The sequence below is a fragment of the Clostridium saccharobutylicum DSM 13864 genome (assembly GCF_000473995.1).
Classification (GTDB): Bacteria; Bacillota; Clostridia; order Clostridiales; family Clostridiaceae; genus Clostridium; species Clostridium saccharobutylicum.
Window position 1 is genome coordinate 3,685,027 of record NC_022571.1, and the last position, 17,425, is coordinate 3,702,451.

The 17,425-nt window shown below is 26.9% G+C and carries 18 protein-coding genes and 1 pseudogene; 8 read left to right on the plus strand and 11 right to left on the minus strand.

Features of this window, described 5'->3' with window-relative positions; genetic code table 11:
* Positions 1-171: 171 nt before the first annotated feature.
* The gene (locus CLSA_RS16040) at positions 172-732 is read right to left on the minus strand and encodes a hypothetical protein (protein WP_022747447.1); all 561 of its coding nucleotides are present in this window, start codon (positions 730-732) and stop codon (positions 172-174) included.
* 315 nt (positions 733-1,047) lie between these two features.
* Positions 1,048-1,602: a helix-turn-helix domain-containing protein gene (locus CLSA_RS16045; RefSeq protein WP_022747448.1), complete on the minus strand. Its 555-nt coding sequence runs from the start codon at positions 1,600-1,602 to the stop codon at positions 1,048-1,050.
* A gap of 136 nt (positions 1,603-1,738) precedes the next feature.
* Between CLSA_RS16045 and CLSA_RS16050 the strand changes: the two genes are divergently transcribed.
* Complete coding sequence (locus tag CLSA_RS16050) at positions 1,739-2,674, plus strand: DMT family transporter (RefSeq protein ID WP_022747449.1); 936 nt, start codon at positions 1,739-1,741, stop codon at positions 2,672-2,674.
* A 168-nt stretch (positions 2,675-2,842) separates the two neighbouring features.
* Here the strand turns inward: CLSA_RS16050 and CLSA_RS16055 are convergent, their stop codons facing one another.
* Positions 2,843-3,187 (minus strand): SdpI family protein, encoded by a 345-nt coding sequence (locus CLSA_RS16055; RefSeq protein WP_022747450.1) that lies wholly within the window; start codon positions 3,185-3,187, stop codon positions 2,843-2,845.
* A 264-nt stretch (positions 3,188-3,451) separates the two neighbouring features.
* On the opposite strand from CLSA_RS16055, the gene CLSA_RS16060 reads away from it, so the two are divergent.
* Entirely contained in the window at positions 3,452-4,171 is a 720-nt protein-coding gene (locus CLSA_RS16060; RefSeq protein WP_041716303.1) for an ABC transporter ATP-binding protein, read from the plus strand.
* A gap of 710 nt (positions 4,172-4,881) precedes the next feature.
* Here the strand turns inward: CLSA_RS16060 and CLSA_RS16065 are convergent.
* Both CLSA_RS16065 and CLSA_RS16070 read right to left on the minus strand, forming a co-directional pair.
* Positions 4,882-5,865, minus strand: a complete 984-nt coding sequence (locus CLSA_RS16065; protein ID WP_022747452.1) for a magnesium transporter CorA family protein — start codon at positions 5,863-5,865, stop codon at positions 4,882-4,884.
* A 388-nt stretch (positions 5,866-6,253) separates the two neighbouring features.
* Positions 6,254-6,781, minus strand: coding sequence for a flavodoxin domain-containing protein (locus tag CLSA_RS16070; RefSeq protein ID WP_022747453.1), 528 nt, complete (start codon positions 6,779-6,781; stop codon positions 6,254-6,256).
* A 386-nt stretch (positions 6,782-7,167) separates the two neighbouring features.
* Here CLSA_RS16070 and CLSA_RS16075 point away from each other — a divergent pair, with 386 nt between their 5' ends.
* Positions 7,168-7,782, plus strand: coding sequence for a manganese efflux pump (locus tag CLSA_RS16075; RefSeq protein ID WP_022747454.1), 615 nt, complete (start codon positions 7,168-7,170; stop codon positions 7,780-7,782).
* 373 nt (positions 7,783-8,155) lie between these two features.
* Here the strand turns inward: CLSA_RS16075 and CLSA_RS16080 are convergent, their stop codons facing one another.
* Positions 8,156-9,277: a glycoside hydrolase family 113 gene (locus CLSA_RS16080; RefSeq protein ID WP_041716705.1), complete on the minus strand. Its 1,122-nt coding sequence runs from the start codon at positions 9,275-9,277 to the stop codon at positions 8,156-8,158.
* Positions 9,278-9,998: 721 nt separating this feature from the next.
* Between CLSA_RS16080 and CLSA_RS16085 the strand changes: the two genes are divergently transcribed.
* Positions 9,999-11,402, plus strand: coding sequence for a peptide MFS transporter (locus tag CLSA_RS16085; RefSeq protein ID WP_022747456.1), 1,404 nt, complete (start codon positions 9,999-10,001; stop codon positions 11,400-11,402).
* 226 nt (positions 11,403-11,628) lie between these two features.
* Here CLSA_RS16085 and CLSA_RS16090 read toward each other — a convergent pair whose 3' ends face one another.
* The 4 genes and pseudogenes from CLSA_RS16090 to CLSA_RS24615 form a co-directional block, all read right to left on the minus strand.
* Positions 11,629-12,000: a hypothetical protein gene (locus CLSA_RS16090; protein ID WP_022747457.1), complete on the minus strand. Its 372-nt coding sequence runs from the start codon at positions 11,998-12,000 to the stop codon at positions 11,629-11,631.
* Between the two features lie 203 nt (positions 12,001-12,203).
* A complete protein-coding gene (gene yidC, locus CLSA_RS16095) occupies positions 12,204-12,848 on the minus strand; it encodes a membrane protein insertase YidC (protein WP_022747458.1) in 645 nt (214 codons plus the stop codon).
* A 411-nt stretch (positions 12,849-13,259) separates the two neighbouring features.
* Complete coding sequence (locus tag CLSA_RS16105; protein ID WP_022747459.1) at positions 13,260-13,595, minus strand: YnfA family protein; 336 nt, start codon at positions 13,593-13,595, stop codon at positions 13,260-13,262.
* Positions 13,596-13,665: 70 nt separating this feature from the next.
* Positions 13,666-13,743: pseudogene (locus tag CLSA_RS24615) on the minus strand (HD domain-containing protein); the annotation flags it as partial.
* 164 nt (positions 13,744-13,907) lie between these two features.
* Here CLSA_RS24615 and CLSA_RS16110 point away from each other — a divergent pair.
* The 3 genes from CLSA_RS16110 to CLSA_RS16120 all read left to right on the plus strand — a co-directional run bounded on the left by CLSA_RS16110 (position 13,908) and on the right by CLSA_RS16120 (position 15,658).
* A complete protein-coding gene (locus CLSA_RS16110; RefSeq protein WP_022747460.1) occupies positions 13,908-14,225 on the plus strand; it encodes a hypothetical protein in 318 nt (105 codons plus the stop codon).
* A gap of 44 nt (positions 14,226-14,269) precedes the next feature.
* Positions 14,270-14,587: a hypothetical protein gene (locus tag CLSA_RS16115; RefSeq protein ID WP_041716305.1), complete on the plus strand. Its 318-nt coding sequence runs from the start codon at positions 14,270-14,272 to the stop codon at positions 14,585-14,587.
* A 300-nt stretch (positions 14,588-14,887) separates the two neighbouring features.
* Positions 14,888-15,658 (plus strand): SagB/ThcOx family dehydrogenase, encoded by a 771-nt coding sequence (locus tag CLSA_RS16120; protein ID WP_022747461.1) that lies wholly within the window; start codon positions 14,888-14,890, stop codon positions 15,656-15,658.
* A 120-nt stretch (positions 15,659-15,778) separates the two neighbouring features.
* Here CLSA_RS16120 and CLSA_RS16125 read toward each other — a convergent pair whose 3' ends face one another.
* A complete protein-coding gene (locus CLSA_RS16125) occupies positions 15,779-16,360 on the minus strand; it encodes an NAD(P)H-dependent oxidoreductase (protein ID WP_022747462.1) in 582 nt (193 codons plus the stop codon).
* 282 nt (positions 16,361-16,642) lie between these two features.
* Between CLSA_RS16125 and CLSA_RS16130 the strand changes: the two genes are divergently transcribed.
* Complete coding sequence (locus tag CLSA_RS16130; protein ID WP_022747463.1) at positions 16,643-17,212, plus strand: 3D domain-containing protein; 570 nt, start codon at positions 16,643-16,645, stop codon at positions 17,210-17,212.
* The last annotated feature ends 213 nt before the right edge of the window (positions 17,213-17,425 follow it).

A 17,425-nucleotide genomic window follows, 5' to 3' on the forward strand; every position in this document is an offset into this window, starting at 1 on the left:
TTTATATAACAAAAGGACCATATCATGAATAATAATTCAATAATATGGTCAATTTTCTAATGTTATATAATCATAGATTAATACATTCATCACATAAATTGAGATCTATCAAAATTTTCAGTAACCTAAATAAATACATCATCTCTATTTAGGTTAGCTATTAAATATATATTATTTGTTATACCACATAACATTACCACTTTGTGTTTGCCAGCCTTCACAAGCCCAGTGGTCCCATCCTCTTCTTCCATCATTTTCAAAATACGATCCCTTAGGTTGTAATTTTGAGAAAACCCAAACACCAAATTTAGTTCCTCCATATTGATAAGTACCATAATATTTTATATTAGAAATATTACATTTATATTTTTGTGACAAATCCATAACAACTACATTGTATTGACTATTAGCTGCATAAAATGCACTTTCCATAAGACCTTTACAATATGCTGCATTATTTCCGTTAAAATTTCTATTCTTCATCATACTCTCTATCTTATTTGCAATATCTAATACATTAATATCTATTTTCATATCGCCATAGATATTATTATCATTAGTAGTTTTATAATCACTACCATTAACTTTAGTTGTTATAATTCCATTACTAGTTGTATAAGACGCATTGACATTACTAGCTGCATAAACTGTAGTTGATACTGAACCTAATGTTGTTGCTAATATTCCTAAGGATAAACCTGCCATTATAATCTTATTTTTAACCTTCCTCATTTTTATACTCTCCTCATAATCTTTATTTTAAATTCATAATATAAATTGATTACATAAAATTATTATATATAGTGTGATAATACTTACACAAAATTGCTATATTAAATTTTAATACATTATATATTTCTTTAAAGAATATTTTAAATTTCAAAAAGTATACATCTCTAGATTTGTACACTCACATTTTTGCATAATACATAAGTTATGTAAATGTTTTATCCTCTAAACGTTAAAAATCAGACATCAAAAGCAATTACTTTATATATCTGATTTATTTTTTTAATATTCATTTTTATTTTCTTTCATGTACCCAAATTATTTTAAATAACGTATTATATTTTGAAATACAGCTTTATTTTGACTTGTATTCATATAAGAATGAGGTTGATTCGCCATAAACCTAATTGAATTTCCTTTTTGTAATACAAATTTTCTATTATTTATATCCATTTCGATTTCACCTTCAGTGACTATAATATATTCCTCAACACCCTCACTATGAGGAGTAGATATATGATTACAATTACTTTCTAACTCTATAGTAAATATTTCAGCCCCACTTTTCACATCAAATGGAAATATAGGATACAACTTCATTCTATTATCATCTTCTATTATTGGATCAATATTATTTTGATTTATTACTTTTAAATCATCTTGATTTTCATCAATGAATAATGAAAATGATACTTTTAAGCCAGTTGCAATTTTCCATAACGTAGATACTGTAGGATTTGACTGACCTCTCTCTATCTGACCTAACATCGCCTTGCTTACTCCAGTTAATTTACTAACTTCATCTAAACTTAAGTTTCTTTTATTACGTATCTCTTTTAATTTATTGCCTATGATTAAATTCAAATCCTTCATAACTTATCCCCTTTAATTTATAGCTTTTGTATATTATAACATATTTTCATTCAACTATTGTGTAATATAACATACGCTTGTATAATATAACATATACAATTTATTTTGTTTATTTTTATTATGAAGGAGTTTTAAAATGGTAAAAGCATTTATATTAGGAATCGCAGCATCTTTCTTTTTTGCATTTACTTTTATTCTTAATCAACAAATGAATATTTCTGGTGGCAGCTGGCTTTGGAGCTCATCTCTTAGATACATTTTTATGTTACCAATTTTATTTATTATCATGATTATAAAAAATCAATTATTTCATGTATTAAATGATATAATAAAAAAACCATTTAAATGGATAGCTTGGAGCACAGTAGGCTTTGGATTATTTTATGCTCCTTTGAGTTTTGCTTCTATGTATGGAGCTTCATGGTTAGTTGCTGGTACTTGGCAAATAACTATAGTCGCAGGTGCACTTATGTCTCCATTATTCTATAGAACTGTCAATAGTAAAAATGGAATTACCAAAACAAGAAATCAAATTCCTAAAAAATCTCTACTTATGTCTTCAATAATTTTGCTGGGCATATTTTTAATGCACTTTGAAGATTCAAAATATCTATCTTTATCAGAAATACTTTTAGGAATTATCCCTGTTATTTTAGCTGCATTTTCTTATCCACTTGGTAATCGCAAAATGATGGAGGTCTGTGATAACAGATTTAATACATTTCAAAGAGTATTTGGCATGACACTATGCAGTATGCCATTTTGGATAATAATATCAACATTCGGCATATTATCTGTTGGTTTACCAAGTAAAGGACAAGTAGTTCAATCTTTAATAGTTGCTGTTTTTTCAGGAATTATTGCTACAATACTATTTTTTAAAGCAACTGATATAGTAAGCAGCAATACTCATAAGTTAGCTGTAATAGAATCAACACAATCCGGTGAAGTAATATTCACATTACTTGGAGGAGTATTTATTTTTCATGATAAAATTCCAACATTTCTTGGCTTAATCGGAATATTTCTTGTAGTCATTGGAATGATTTTGAATAGCCTTATTAGATCATAAGATGCAATTTTATATTAAATATATAGAAATAATTAATTTACGATTTTAATAATATTTTTTGTTAACAAAGAAATTCACTGCATCATCAGATGTCTATGACTGATACAGTGAATGAAAAATATATTGATGCAGAAAATAATTATTTCTCTTTTTTAATATGTAAAATACTTAACTATTATTTTTTCTACTTCCATCTTTGTTAAATAGTTTTCTTAAATGCATTTCATCCACAACAATCATCATTATAACGCCTATTAATATAACTATTAGTTGTACAATTTCATTATTGATAGCTATTGGTTGAATAATTGCCCAAATTCCAAAAATGCCATTAACAATTCCAAGTATCAACATACTAACTCCACCATATTTTTGTGCTACATCCCAAGTATCCTGATTTTTCTTTGATAAAGGTGTTCTATATCCGTAAATACCATTTATCTCTTTTGGCGGATACTTTATTAAAATAAATCCAAGCAAGATAAAAATTATTGCTATTGTTATACAACTCATATATTTCTCCTCTCTTACTAATGCATCTCTTAGCTATTACTTAGTTATAATTTTACCTCTTAATATAGATAAACAAACAATCATAATTTATTTTTTATAATATTTTTAAATTTTCTCTTATTATAACACACTTTATAATTAACAGCTTTTGTAATTTTAAAATTAGTATTAAATAAATAATGCAAAGTTAGAAACTTACTTTATATATAATCATATGAATAAAATAGAGTTAATTTATTGATACAATAAAATGGAGGGAATTTGTTGAATAATAATGTAATTGAAATGACCAACATCACCAAAAGCTTTTACATTGGAAAGCCGAACCAATTGAACATCCTTAAAAATATTAATATCAATATAAAAAAGGGGGAATTCGTATCTATTGTTGGTGAATCTGGATCTGGAAAAAGTACATTAATGAATATTATAGGTGCCCTTGACAGACAAACCTCAGGTCAATATATTCTCGATGGTATAGATATTAGGACAATTAGTGATAAAGATTTATCTATAATAAGAAATAGAAAAATAGGTTTTGTGTTTCAATCTTCCAACTTGATACCTAGAACAAACTCAATACAAAACGTTGAATTACCAATGCTTTATGCTGACGTAGATAAAAGAACACGAAGAAACCGTGCCAAAGAACTTTTACAACTAGTCGGAATTGATGATAGAATGTTTCACCTTCCAAATGAGTTATCAGGTGGTCAAAAGCAGAGAGTTGCAATTGCACGTGCTCTTGCAAATGACCCTGAAATTATACTTGCAGATGAACCAACAGGTGCTCTTGATTCTAATACTGGAAGATTAGTTATGAACTTATTCCATAAGATTCATGAAAATCAAGGAAAAACTATAGTTCTAATAACTCATAACAAAGAGCTTTCAAATGAAACACAAAGAATAATACAAATAAAAGATGGACAAATAGTAGAAGAAAAAATTAATACTTCTAATAACGTGCATGTTTTGAATTAGTTATAAATAAAATATGTGGTAACTTACCAAAAGAAATGGTGCTCTATTGTTTCAGTCACTAGATAAACGTACTGTGGATTTCTAACAGCATAAGTTATTCCACTCCAGCATGTTCCTTAAACAAGTTAATGACAAGCAAAAATAGAATAACTTATGCTGAAGAAATCCTACAGTTCTTTTATCAATGTAACATTCAACAAAAGAGCACCATTTCTTTCTATTTTAAAGCATAAATATAGTTAATAGTGATTCTACTAAAGTTCTAAAATACTACTTATTTAGATATATGTATATATCTTCAGAAATCATTTATATCTAAAAAGTTATTAGAAGGTCTTCTGGCTCGTAGCTCATTTTACCAAATAGTTCATACAAAGTTAACTATCTCATAAATCTAAAAATTAAATTGTTTATCTATATAGATATACAATTTAAGAACTCAACTTATTTGTGATTAATATCTCCACTAGAAATCATATATATATTTGTGAAAGAAGCATTTGAAATTGAGCTGTTGAAGATTTTTAATTGGAGCTTGTTACATTTACTGCTTGTCAAAATGAATATTTGGAACATGCGGAAATGGGCACAAGCTCCCATTTAGAATCTTCCAGCGAAAATTTCATAAGTCCGATGGAACAAATATATATATTATTTCGGTAAATCACCACATAAATCTAAAGTCTTGATTTGGATATCTATAATTCTTTTCAAAACCACTTATCTCTTTTAAGAAGTAATATGACGCCAATAAATAGTGTTGGAATAAATATCATTCCAAAAACAATCCAAAATGCAAACTCATAATCGTGCATCGGAATTCCCTGCACATTCATAGAAAAAAGTCCACTAACAAGAGTCATAGGTAATATAGCAACTTGAATAATAGTAAACGTACGCATAAGACTGTTAATTGTATGATTAGTAAGTGCTGCAAATGTATTATCTGCCGATTCTATAACTTCTTTATAATTTTCTAACATGTCCCATATTTTTTCTATCTTATCAGTAATATCATCAAAGTATAAATCCATATCTTTAGGAAGATATTTTTCAATAACTTTTTCCAGTGTTATCATAACAGGCCTTAATGGCTTAATTACACTTCTATAATTTATTATTTGCATTTTAGTTCTAGATATTGTTTCAAGCATTGATTTTGAACGATTAGAAAAGACTTGTCTGTTAATTTCATTGACGTTATTTCCAATCTTATCAAGCATAGGAAAACAATAATCAAATAACGTTTTAGTTATTCCATAGAGTAATAAAGCTGACCCTTCTTCCATGTACTCTTTTCGCACAGATTCTTCTAATTGACATTTTCGTGCTAGCTTAACCAACGGTTTAAGCTCTCCTTCATGAAGGGTTACAAGATAATCATGACCTATAAATATATCTATTTCCTCAGAATCAAGTCTGAAAAGTTCTTTTTTATATCTTGGAAGATGAAGAACAATAAAACTATAGTCCTCATAAGAATCTATCTTTGATCTTTGATGTTCAGTCATACAATCCTCCAAAAGAAGTTCATGGAAGTCATACATGTCTTCAAGCATTGTAATCTCTTTTTCGGTAGGTCTTATAATATCAATCCATTTAAGTCCATTGAATTCAATAATCTTTACTTCTGAATTTAGTTTCATCAAAGTAACATCATTCTTTTTATCACTTTTAAATGGCAATGTAAACATAATAATCTCCCTCCATTTTTAGGGAAGATTATTAAATCAGGTTAGACGAGTATTAGGACTTAATCTTCCCTTTTTTAATATTAAATTTTTATAATTTTTTTGGGACAGATAGTCATCCACTCAAATTCACCCACCCTTTTTATTTAAATAAATAAAAATATTTTTATAGTTTTCATATATTTATTGATTTTAAATACGCCTTTTAAAGTATAATAATATAATTCAAAATTTTGATGTATTTTGATTTTTAATCATAAAATATTAAACTCCCAAAATTTATAAAAAACAAAATAAAATTACTCATCTCATTTATTTTATTCAATTATTCTCATTCTGGTACCAAAATACATGCAATCAAGAAGCAATTTATATTTAAATAATTTTAATTTTACGAATTTACATAATCTATTAATTTCTCTATATACTTCTTATTTGTAAAATCTACAGGATTATCATATGCATCAAGCATCTCTTTTTCCTCATCTGTTAAGTCTTCCTTCTTTTTGCTCTTTATCTTATTCTTCATAAGTGTCATAAGAAATTTATCAAAAGAATTTAATTCATTATAGTTAAATCCACCTCTAAAATAGAAAAACTTGATGTGTTTTTGCTGCTCTGGTGTAAAATTTTTATCTTTAACTTCATTTATTACATTTTCTTTCGATGATGATGCCCCTGTTGCAAAAACTATTATCTTTTTATTCTTAAGCTTATCAAAGTTTTTTGTTATTAGTTTTATACCAATAACACCTGAAGCATATAAGCTTCCACCATAAATTATGGTATCGTACTCATTAAGCATTTCCCTGGTTGCTTTTGATGATTTAAATATATCTGCTTTCAACTCTTTAGATATCCATTCTGCATATTTCTTCGTAAAACCTGTTTTTGACTTATATATTACTACAATTTTCATTATTTTCACCTTCTAAATTGAATGATTAATTGCCCTAAGATATTTTATTAAATCTGCCCTATTCAAATCCTTATACACTTACAATATAATAAAGTTTTATAATTTTAATAACTTAATAATATATTAATTTAATAATCTAAATTATAAATCCATTAATTATTGCCTAAAAAACATCAATTACATATTTTTCTAAATTATAACACACCTTACAACTGAATCACCAAATAATGTCAATTATCTTTTATCTTAAATAATTAAAACATCTCTCCTTCTTTCAGTTTGCTATCACAGAGCTCTAAATTCCATCTTATTTATCTAAAGCTTCTCAATCACCTTATTAATTTACCTCCATATATTAAAGTATGGATGTAAAAGGAGGAACATATATGATATTATTTTTATCAGCATTACTATATAGTTTTTCATCTAATTTAGATAATTTAGTTGTGGGAATAGCTTACGGAATAAAAAAAATAAAAATAGGAATGATTGCCAATCTTGTAATTGCAGTTGTAACTTCTATCGGAACACTTTTATCTATGTTAATAGGAGCTTATATAACAACATTTTTACCACTCTATTTTGCTAATATAATAGGTGCTACAATTATTATTATATTAGGAGCATATTTTTCAATTGAAAGTATACTAAAACTTAGAAATAACAATAATTCAAAAGAGCTCGCTTTAAAAGATGTTACAGATATGATTGAATATGCAGAAAAATCTGACTTAGATAACTCTGGAAGTATAAGTATTAAAGAAGCTTTTTTTGTAGCAATTGGTCTGACTTTTAATAACATGGGTACTGGGCTAGCTGCAAGCATAACAGGTGTTAGTATTGAACTTACCGTAGTATCTACATTTATATTGAGTCTTTTTATACTTTTATTTGGGGAATCCCTAGGTAATCATGTTCTCGGAAAACTTTGTGGAAAATATGCAGCATTATTTTCAGGTCTACTACTCATAATACTTGGTATCGTTGAATTAATTAACTAATTTTTATAGAGATTTAGACTTATGCATTATAATATATCTCAACTAGAAAGAAGCTGTATTCTTTTTCGTAGTGTTGCATTTATAGCAACTGATAAAAAGAATACAGCTTCTCTCTGCAAGTTATCATATAAGTCTAAATTCAAAGTTATTTATCTACATAGAGTTTTACAATGTGAATAGAGCTTATGTGAATCTAAGCCCAAATTAGATACATATTTCTCTGTTTGTTATATATTAAATTCTCAATGAGGAATTCTATATAGATATCCAATTTATACCTCACACTTATGCTTTGAATATATATCCAAAAGTAGAAATATAGGTGATTCATTTGTGTAGTGTTACCTCTATTCCAGTTAGCTACTACATAAATCTATTGGACATTTGTATTAGAATACCAATTCCTAATGATTTGCGTACTTTCTTCACTAGGATAATACATCTTATCAGAACTAGTTTCTCCTATAGCAAATACAGAAAAGCCAAGATTCCATGGCTTATCTTCAAACACTCTTCTATATGCTTCAAAGCAGTTTGCTTGTTCCATATTATTAACAACATTAGAAACTAAGGGATTATATGGCTCAACTGATGCTTTATTAGTTCTTGGGAATCCTAATTCTCCAAAGAAAATTGGTTTATTCCATTTATCATAAAAATTCTTTATTTGTTGTTCTACATTTTGTTTTCTATTATATATTTCTGTACTTTGTAATGCACTTACTAAATTATCTACTGTATTAGTATCATTATTAGTTAATTGAAAATATGCTGCTACAGATATAAAATCTACTTTTGAAAATATCTTATTATTCAATTTGTCTTCATATTTCTTTGTTAATTCGGGTGCAAAATCTTGTGCAGTAATCCAAAAATTCGTTCTATATGTAACTAGTCCTTTATAATGTGCTCGAACATAATCAACTAAATCACACATTCTGTCTTCATCCTGCTCCATATATACAAAACTTGTACCCATGTTTAATGCATCTACATTATACGGTACAGCTACATCTTTGATTAAATTTGCCAAAACATTATTTTTCCAATTATAAAAAAAGTTATTTAAATCATCTGGTTTCCATTCCGTTTCCCCTACACTTCCATTTTCTATCCATGGATAAGGCTCTAATATTATATTTATCTTCTTAAATCTCAATTTTTTAATTAATTCTATAGCACGCTTCTCACTTCCACTATCTATTGCCATATTACTAGAAGTTCTATTATCAATATTTATTACTACTGGAACATTTAAAGTATTTAGCTGAAGTTTATCTATATCTTGAAGCACTTGATCAATATTATAGTCTGTAGATAAATTTCCTGATTTAATCTTTGTTTGAAATTTTGAATCTAATGTTTTGCCTTCTATTTTGTTTATCATCGTATTAATATATCCTCTTGAATTGACATTAATTTTATAAGCATAAAACGCAAGTGAAAATATGCTTAAGATAATAACTATTGCAATTACCCACTTCCTCTTATTAATCATTTCTACCTCCTTTGTATTATAAAAATTATCTATAAATTCAATTATAAAAATTAAACTTATCCAAATTTAGTAACGCAAAATATATATAATAACCAATCATTCTGACCTATTATTTTTTTATTTTAACTTATTAAATTTGTATCTTAAACTTTATAAATACATTGACATTATAGCATATTTAAAAATATACAATTAATAAAATGTTAAAAACATGCTTGTTTTTGTTAATTTTTATAATAAATATCACCTTTTGTAATGATAAAGCATAATTCTTTTTTTGTTCCACATCACCTACAGCATCACCTATTACATCATTTTTTCAAATAAAGCTTTTTAATAATTTAATACTTATCCAATGACATTTATGATAAATAATTATTTTTTCTGTGTAAATCATGAGAATCTGCATCTATATATTTCATTTTTTCGAATTATTAACAACAATGAATTTGCAAGAAATACTTCAAATTTATTCATAAAGCTTACTTATTCAAAATATACAGTAGATAACTATTTATAATATAAATCGCGTTTTTTTAGATATTTTTATAATATATATGCTAATAAAATTTCATATTTGTATAAATTTATACCTAAAAAAATTGCAAGAAATTATTTATGTATTCACGAAAATGCAACTTTATACTTGCAAAATGTCAAATTAATTGATAAAATTACATGTATATATTAGAAAAAACTAGGAAAGAAGAGATTAATTATGGAACTTAAACAATCAAATGAGACTACGAATAAAGTTTCAGATCATAAAACAAGCAAAATGAAACACCCACCTGGTTTGTATATGTTATTTTGTACTGAAATGTGGGAAAGATTTAGTTACTATGGTATGAGAGCTTTACTTGTAATGTATCTAACTACCGAATTTGTAAGCGGTGGACTTGGTATTGATAAAGTTACCGCAGTAAAGATGTATGGTATATTTACATCACTTGTATATCTTACTCCACTAGCTGGTGGATATATATCAGATAGATATATAGGACATAGAAAAGCTATCACCATCGGTGGAATAATAATGGCTTTAGGACAATTTACATTGTTCTCACATCAAAGTATGACAGCATTATATATCGGATTATTTTTACTTATAATTGGTAATGGTTTCTTTAAACCAAATATTTCAACATTAATCGGAGATTTATATCCAGAAGGAGATAAAAGAAAGGATGCCGCTTTCACTATTTTCTATATGGGAATAAACTTAGGATCATTCTTTGCTCCACTTGTATGTGGTACTTTAGCAGAAAATTTAATGGCAACAAAACAAGCAGGAGAAATTATACATTATGGTTTTAGATATGGTTTCTTAGCTGCTGGTATCGGTATGGTTATAGGACAAGTAATATTTAATCTATTATCAAATAAATATCTTGGAGATATTGGTAAAACCCCAGTAGTTAAAGCTAATAAGTCTTCAGATAAAAATGATGCAAACAAACCTTTAACTAAACAAGAAAAGAATAGAACTATTGTTATATGTATATTAACAGCTTTTGTTGTAGTATTCTGGACAGGCTTTGAACAAGCTGGAAGTTCACTTACCATTTATACTCAACAATATGTAAACAGAAACGTTGGTGGATGGGAAGTTCCAGTTTCATGGTTCCAATCATTAAACCCATTATTTATAGTACTATTTGGAATCCCTGTGTCAAAATTATGGCTTAAATTAGCTAACAGAAAAAAAGGTGATTTAAGCATTCCTACAAAAATGGCAATCGGTATGATAATGCTAGGTATCGGTTTCATACTAATGGTAGGCGCTGTAATGCAAAGAGGCGGAAATGTACAAGATACTGCAATAAAAGCTAACATGCTATGGCTTGTAGGTGCTTATTATCTTCATACTATGGGAGAACTTTGTCTTTCACCAGTAGGACTTTCAATGGTAAGCAAATTAGCTCCAGCTAAGATTGCATCATTCCTAATGGGTGTATGGTTATTAAGTAGTTTTATTGCTAATGAATTAGCAGGAGTTATCGCTTCATACACAGAAACTCTAGGGCACTTAGAAATATTCGGTGGAATAGCTGTTGTTTCAATATTAATAGGATTAATCCTATTAGCTTTAAATAAAACATTAGTAAAAATGATGGAATAATCTTGACTTATGTTTTAATGAAATAAATTTAAATATGCATTTATTTCATCGTACTTAAGAAAACTTAAATATAAAACAAAAAATGGAAGGTTGCTCATACATTAGTTTGTCAAAATAATCATTAGGACAAGCTAATGTAAAACAACCTTCCATTTAATTTTCTTCTACTTCTCTCGTTCACTATCATTTCAATTGAATATGAATAAAATTAATCTCTTACAAATCATTAATTTACCTTACTCACACTTAATTTGTAATCTCCAACAAAATCATTATAGTTTGCTAAAATGGTATACTCCTCATCTTTATCTACAGTTAATTCCTGAGAAGATTTTGAGTTAACAGCAAATTCTTGTATTACTTTTTTGTTCGAATCAATTAAACTTAATTTTAAGACCCCATCTTTAATATTTGAACTATAATTCACTTTTAACCTATTAGACTTTTTTACATTAAAACTTCCACTTAATATATTTGACTGCCTTGATGTAATATTATCTTTTACTACAGCTAACTCAGAAAAGTCTGATTCTTTATATATAACTGTTCCTAATATGATTAATATTATAACCCAAATCACTACTCTAGTTTTTTTCAAATAAACACCTTCTTACTCATATTAATACTCTTTATAATTTTTTGACAAATAGACCACAGCAAAAAATACCACACGTGTTAAATCATGTGGTATTTTTTATAATATTTATTTTTTATCTCATATTATTGAATTGAATTCACACTATATTTCACTTAAAAATAAGAAATCTTCTCCAACATGATAAGCTTTTTATTTAAACTTCTTTATACATATAATTCTTTTCTTCTAACATACACCCTAAATGCTACTTCTTCAATAAATGAAAACAAACTAGATGTTATTAAATATATACCTAATGCAACAGGCGCTTTAAATGTTATTAAAGCACTCATAATACCAGGTATTATAATATTAACTTTACTTAATTTAGATTGAGTTGCTATTCTTAAAAAAGGCATATATGATAATATGTTTGGACTTAGAACAGAAATCATATATATTATAGGTACAATAAACAAATTATCTGTCGCCTTCAAATTCATCACCCATGGTACAATCATACTTCCAACCTGCATGGGCATCTTTGAAACTACATTATATAAAGTAAAAAATATAGGTATTTGAAGTAAACTTGTTAATGAGCCTATCATTCCTTTTGCACTTTGCTCATAGAATTTTCTAGTTTCAACATCTAATTTTTCTTTATTATTTTTATACTTTTCTTTTATTCTTTCTAGATCCTTAGATACTTCCTGCTGCTCTTTCATCCTAAGCTTTTGTTTAAATGAAAGTGGAACAAGTAAAAACTTTACTGATATTGTTAGCAATATGATTGCTATCCCTAAATCTCCTGTAATATTAAAAAAATAATTAAGTGAATTATTAAATATATTAAAAATGATGTTCATATTTTTCCTCCTAAAATTTAAGATATAAAAAACATCATTTCATCTTAAACTGCGTACAATACCGCCAAATATCATATTTCTGAAAAGAAATATAATCTCTTATTATCATGAGCCTTGAATACTCTAAAAATTTAGTATAAATCTTCTTTATATATTTATATTCAAACTTTTTTATACAGCTTTTAAAATATGTAATCACATAAGTAATAACACCTATAAAAAACATTAAAACAAAAAGTATTTGTATAATATTTATTAATTCTGATTTCATAAAGTTACCTCACAAGTTATATATGTGTATATTATACTATATTATGTATCATTTGCAATTATATATAAAATATTATATTAACTTAAATACCTTAAATTAGTTATATATTAGATTTGCAGTTTGAATATCTATAAGAACTTCTAACTTCTAGGTGCATACATAATTATAATAACACCTATTAATGCTACAGCTCCTCCAATCAAATCAAATTTATCAGGTGTTACATTATCAATTTTCCATCCCCATAAAATTGATAATACAATAAATATTCCACCATATGGCGCATACACTTTACCAAAATTCGAATTTGCAGGTTGAAATGTAGGAATTATACCATATAAAATCAATACTATTGCTCCTACAATTCCATATAAAAAACTTTTTCCATCACGTAACCATATCCATATAAGGTATCCGCCTCCGATTTCAAATATTCCTGCTAATATAAAATAAAACATAGATTTTATGATTTCCATATACTTATACTCCTTAATACTCATTTTTTTAACCGCACAATTTTAAAATATTAAAAACAATAGTTAAATAAATATACATAGCTCTATTTTTACTTTCTCCATATGCAAATGTTCTTGCAATACCAATAGCTCCAATTGTATCCAACCTATGCTATAAATTATTTTTAATAACCAATATATTATTATTGTACAATAGTATTTTACCCTTTTGATACTTTACTAAATATTTTGAATATATTTCTTTCATTTTCGAATAATACAATTAAGTAATTTAAATAAAAAATATTAGAATTATCAAAGGTGGTTAATCTAATGAAAAAATATTTCATTATATTTTGCATTACTTTATTTTTATCATCTATTATCACTACAATCACTTCTGTCGCTCAGCCAAAATCCTATAGGCAGGGAATTTATACAGAAAAGAGTTTAGATTTGCATCCAGATACTTCTCATACTATACAAAACAATTCTCCAAGCGAATATGCCTTTGTAATACTTTTAGATTCAAACCAAATTATTCAACAACTTATACAATTAGAGCCTATGTCTGATAAATACAATTTAGAGCCTTTACTTGCTGGATATGTACTAATTATAGTTGGTAAAGATGAAGTCATTATATCATAAATAATCTTTACTTAATTAATAAATAGAAAGGTGGCTATATTTATATGAAGAAATTTATTTTTATATTTTTGTTTTTCTTATGCTTATCATTTAACATAAACATAGTCCCTTCCTTAGCTCAACCTCGAGTTATTAAAGAAGGTGTTTATACCTTAGCTGATTTAAACTTATCCCCAAATACCAAATATACTGTTGAAAATAATTCTTTTAACGAACGTATCTACATACTTGTATTTGACTCTAAACCAAATTTTATACAAGCAATACGATTAAGACCACAATCAAAAACATATAATTTAAAACCACTCCATCCCGACTATACAATAGTTGTAATCGGTGAAGGTGAAATAACCATTTATTAAAAGGTACCCTTAAGGTGCCTTTTTGTTACTTTATTTGTTTTTACAATAATTTCGCGAGTCAATACACAGTATAAATTTATAAATAAATCAAAAGTAAACTTTTCAAAAATTATCTATCCTTAAATTCTAAGCTTACCTTCTACGTAAAATTTGCAGTAACACTTGTTACATATTTTATAAAAAATACATGCTACAATTTATACGAAATTATTTATGAACTATACAAACATAAAAATTAAATAATAGCGCAAACATTTTTAGATAATTGTTTTATAAAACTTATGAAAAAGGAGTACTTAAATGGAAAAATATAAAGAAAATAGAGAATTTTTAAAAGCTAATTTTCAAATATTAGATGAAATAAAAACAGATGCACAAAAGAAAGTTCCTAAACCATCTATTCAAAAGCATTATGAAGATAATTCTCAAATTATAGAACTTCCTAAAGTTAATAAAGATATGTTGTTAAAATCTAATATATTCGATTGTATAAATGACAGACGAAGTATTAGAAAATATTCCAATGAAAGCATATCATTAGATGAACTTTCTTTCTTACTATGGTCTACACAAGGAATACAAAAAGTTATGGGAGATAATCATACTGCTTTTAGAACTGTTCCATCAGGTGGTGCATCTCACACTTTTGAAACATATTTGATTATAAAAAATGTAGAAAACCTTAATGAAGGAATATATAGATATTTACCATTAGAACATAGTTTAGTATTCATGTATGAAGTAAAAAATATAGACAAAAAAGTTAATCAAGCAACTCCTAAACAACCTTTTGTACCTAATTTTGCATCAAAAAGTGCTGTTGTATTTGCCTGGAGTACTATCCCCTACAGAGCTGAATGGAAATTCGATATAACGGCTCATAAGAAAATATTAATCGATGTTGGTCATGTTTGCCAAAATCTTTACATTGCTAGTGAAGCAATTAAATGTGGCACTTGTGCAATAGGAATATATGATCAAAAATTGATAGATAACATGCTAGATCTTGATGGTGAAAATGAATTTGTAATTTATTTAGCAGCAGTAGGTAAAATCGATACAAGTATATAGATTTCACTTATCGTTCAACTAACCGAAATAAATGTCATGCATTTGTTTCGGTTACTTCACTAGAAACTATACTATAAATACCGCAAATTCATTTTTCTGAATTATGCGGTAAAATTTATTCTATAATGTTTCTTTTACTATCTTTGATACTTCATTTAAATAATCTTGACGTATTTTATCTGTAACATATGGAACTCCTCCAAAGAATGTATGCTGTACTTTCTCAATACCACTAAAATTAAATACTCCTTCACCCATAATCTGTCTCATTGAATTATGCATTCCATTTTCAGAATACATATCATTTGATGCTCCTGTAGTACAAAATACTAAACCTTTCCTGCCTTTTAATAATCCATTTTGAACCCCATCTTCATACTCATAAGCAAAACCATATGAAAATACTCTATCCACATATCCTTTTAATATAGCTGGAACAGAAACCCACCAAACTGGATAAACAAAGGTAATAACATCTGCCCATGTAATATGTTCCTGTTCTACTTTTACATCTTCAGATACAGTTCCTCTTTTTAATGCTTCAAAATCTGAAGGTTTAAGTATTGGATCAAATCCAATTTCATATAAATCTCTAACTCTCACATTAGCTCCCTTTTCTTTAGATGCTTCAACTACAGTATCTGCTATTGCCTTTCCAAAACTTTTTGGATTTGGATGTGCTAAAACTATTAAGTTATTCATAATTAGTTCCTTCTTTCTATAATATTTACTATTTAATTTATTATGAGCATTTACTATAGTAATCTATTCATTGATTGTCTTATCATCTCTGCAAAAATTGTATTAAAAACTTTTTAATTTTTTTCTGCTGAATCCATGATTATTCCTATTCATTTTCGCAATTATGTGCATTATATTTTACTGATTTTAAAAAATATATTTTCCATTTAATGCCATTTATGATATAATTTATAAATAGAGCTTATTATGTTGCATTAAATATATCAACAAAGGAGTGGTCGAATGCTAAAAGTAAAGAGGCTAATGTGCTTATCAAGTTGCCTAATATTCTTTAACATTTTTGATATGAGCACAGTAACACCATTTCACTCTTTAGCAACAGAGGTTGTAGAAGATAAAAATATAGCTGCAGTACCTAAGAATAAAATTGGATTGATAAAGAAACCAATTGAAGTTGAAGTTGAAAGAATTAAACAAGAAGAATTAGAACGACAAAGGGAGCAGGAAATAGAAAACGAAAAGAAAAAAAATGAACCTGAATGGCAAGAGTTTATACTCACGTTTTATACATCACTTGAATCAGAAAATAGTAGTGCTGGTCCAGTCACTTGTCAAAACAAACCGTTATCACGTGGCGGCGTTGCTAACAATGTAATACCCCAAAATACACAACTATATTTAGACGGTTATGGACAAGTTACTGTTAATGATAAGGGCTCTGATAAATATTTTAGCGTAGGTAATAGATTAGATGTTTTTGTTGAAAGAGCACCTGGAGAAAGTGATTCACAATATAAAAAAAGAGTAAGCAATTATGGAATACAAAAAGTTAAGGGTTATATAGTTAAATAATATAGAATATCTTAATTATTGCGCGCAAAAAGATTTCTAAATTTCACATAGCTTATTTACTATTTTATATTGAATTTTTAAAATAAATATAATATAAATTTTAATTATAAGGTTTTTATTTAAAACTATTAATTTCTTATACCCAAATTTAAGGCACATTCATAATTTTTACAATTATAATAAGCAAAAAACTTAGATTTCATCTATCTTAAA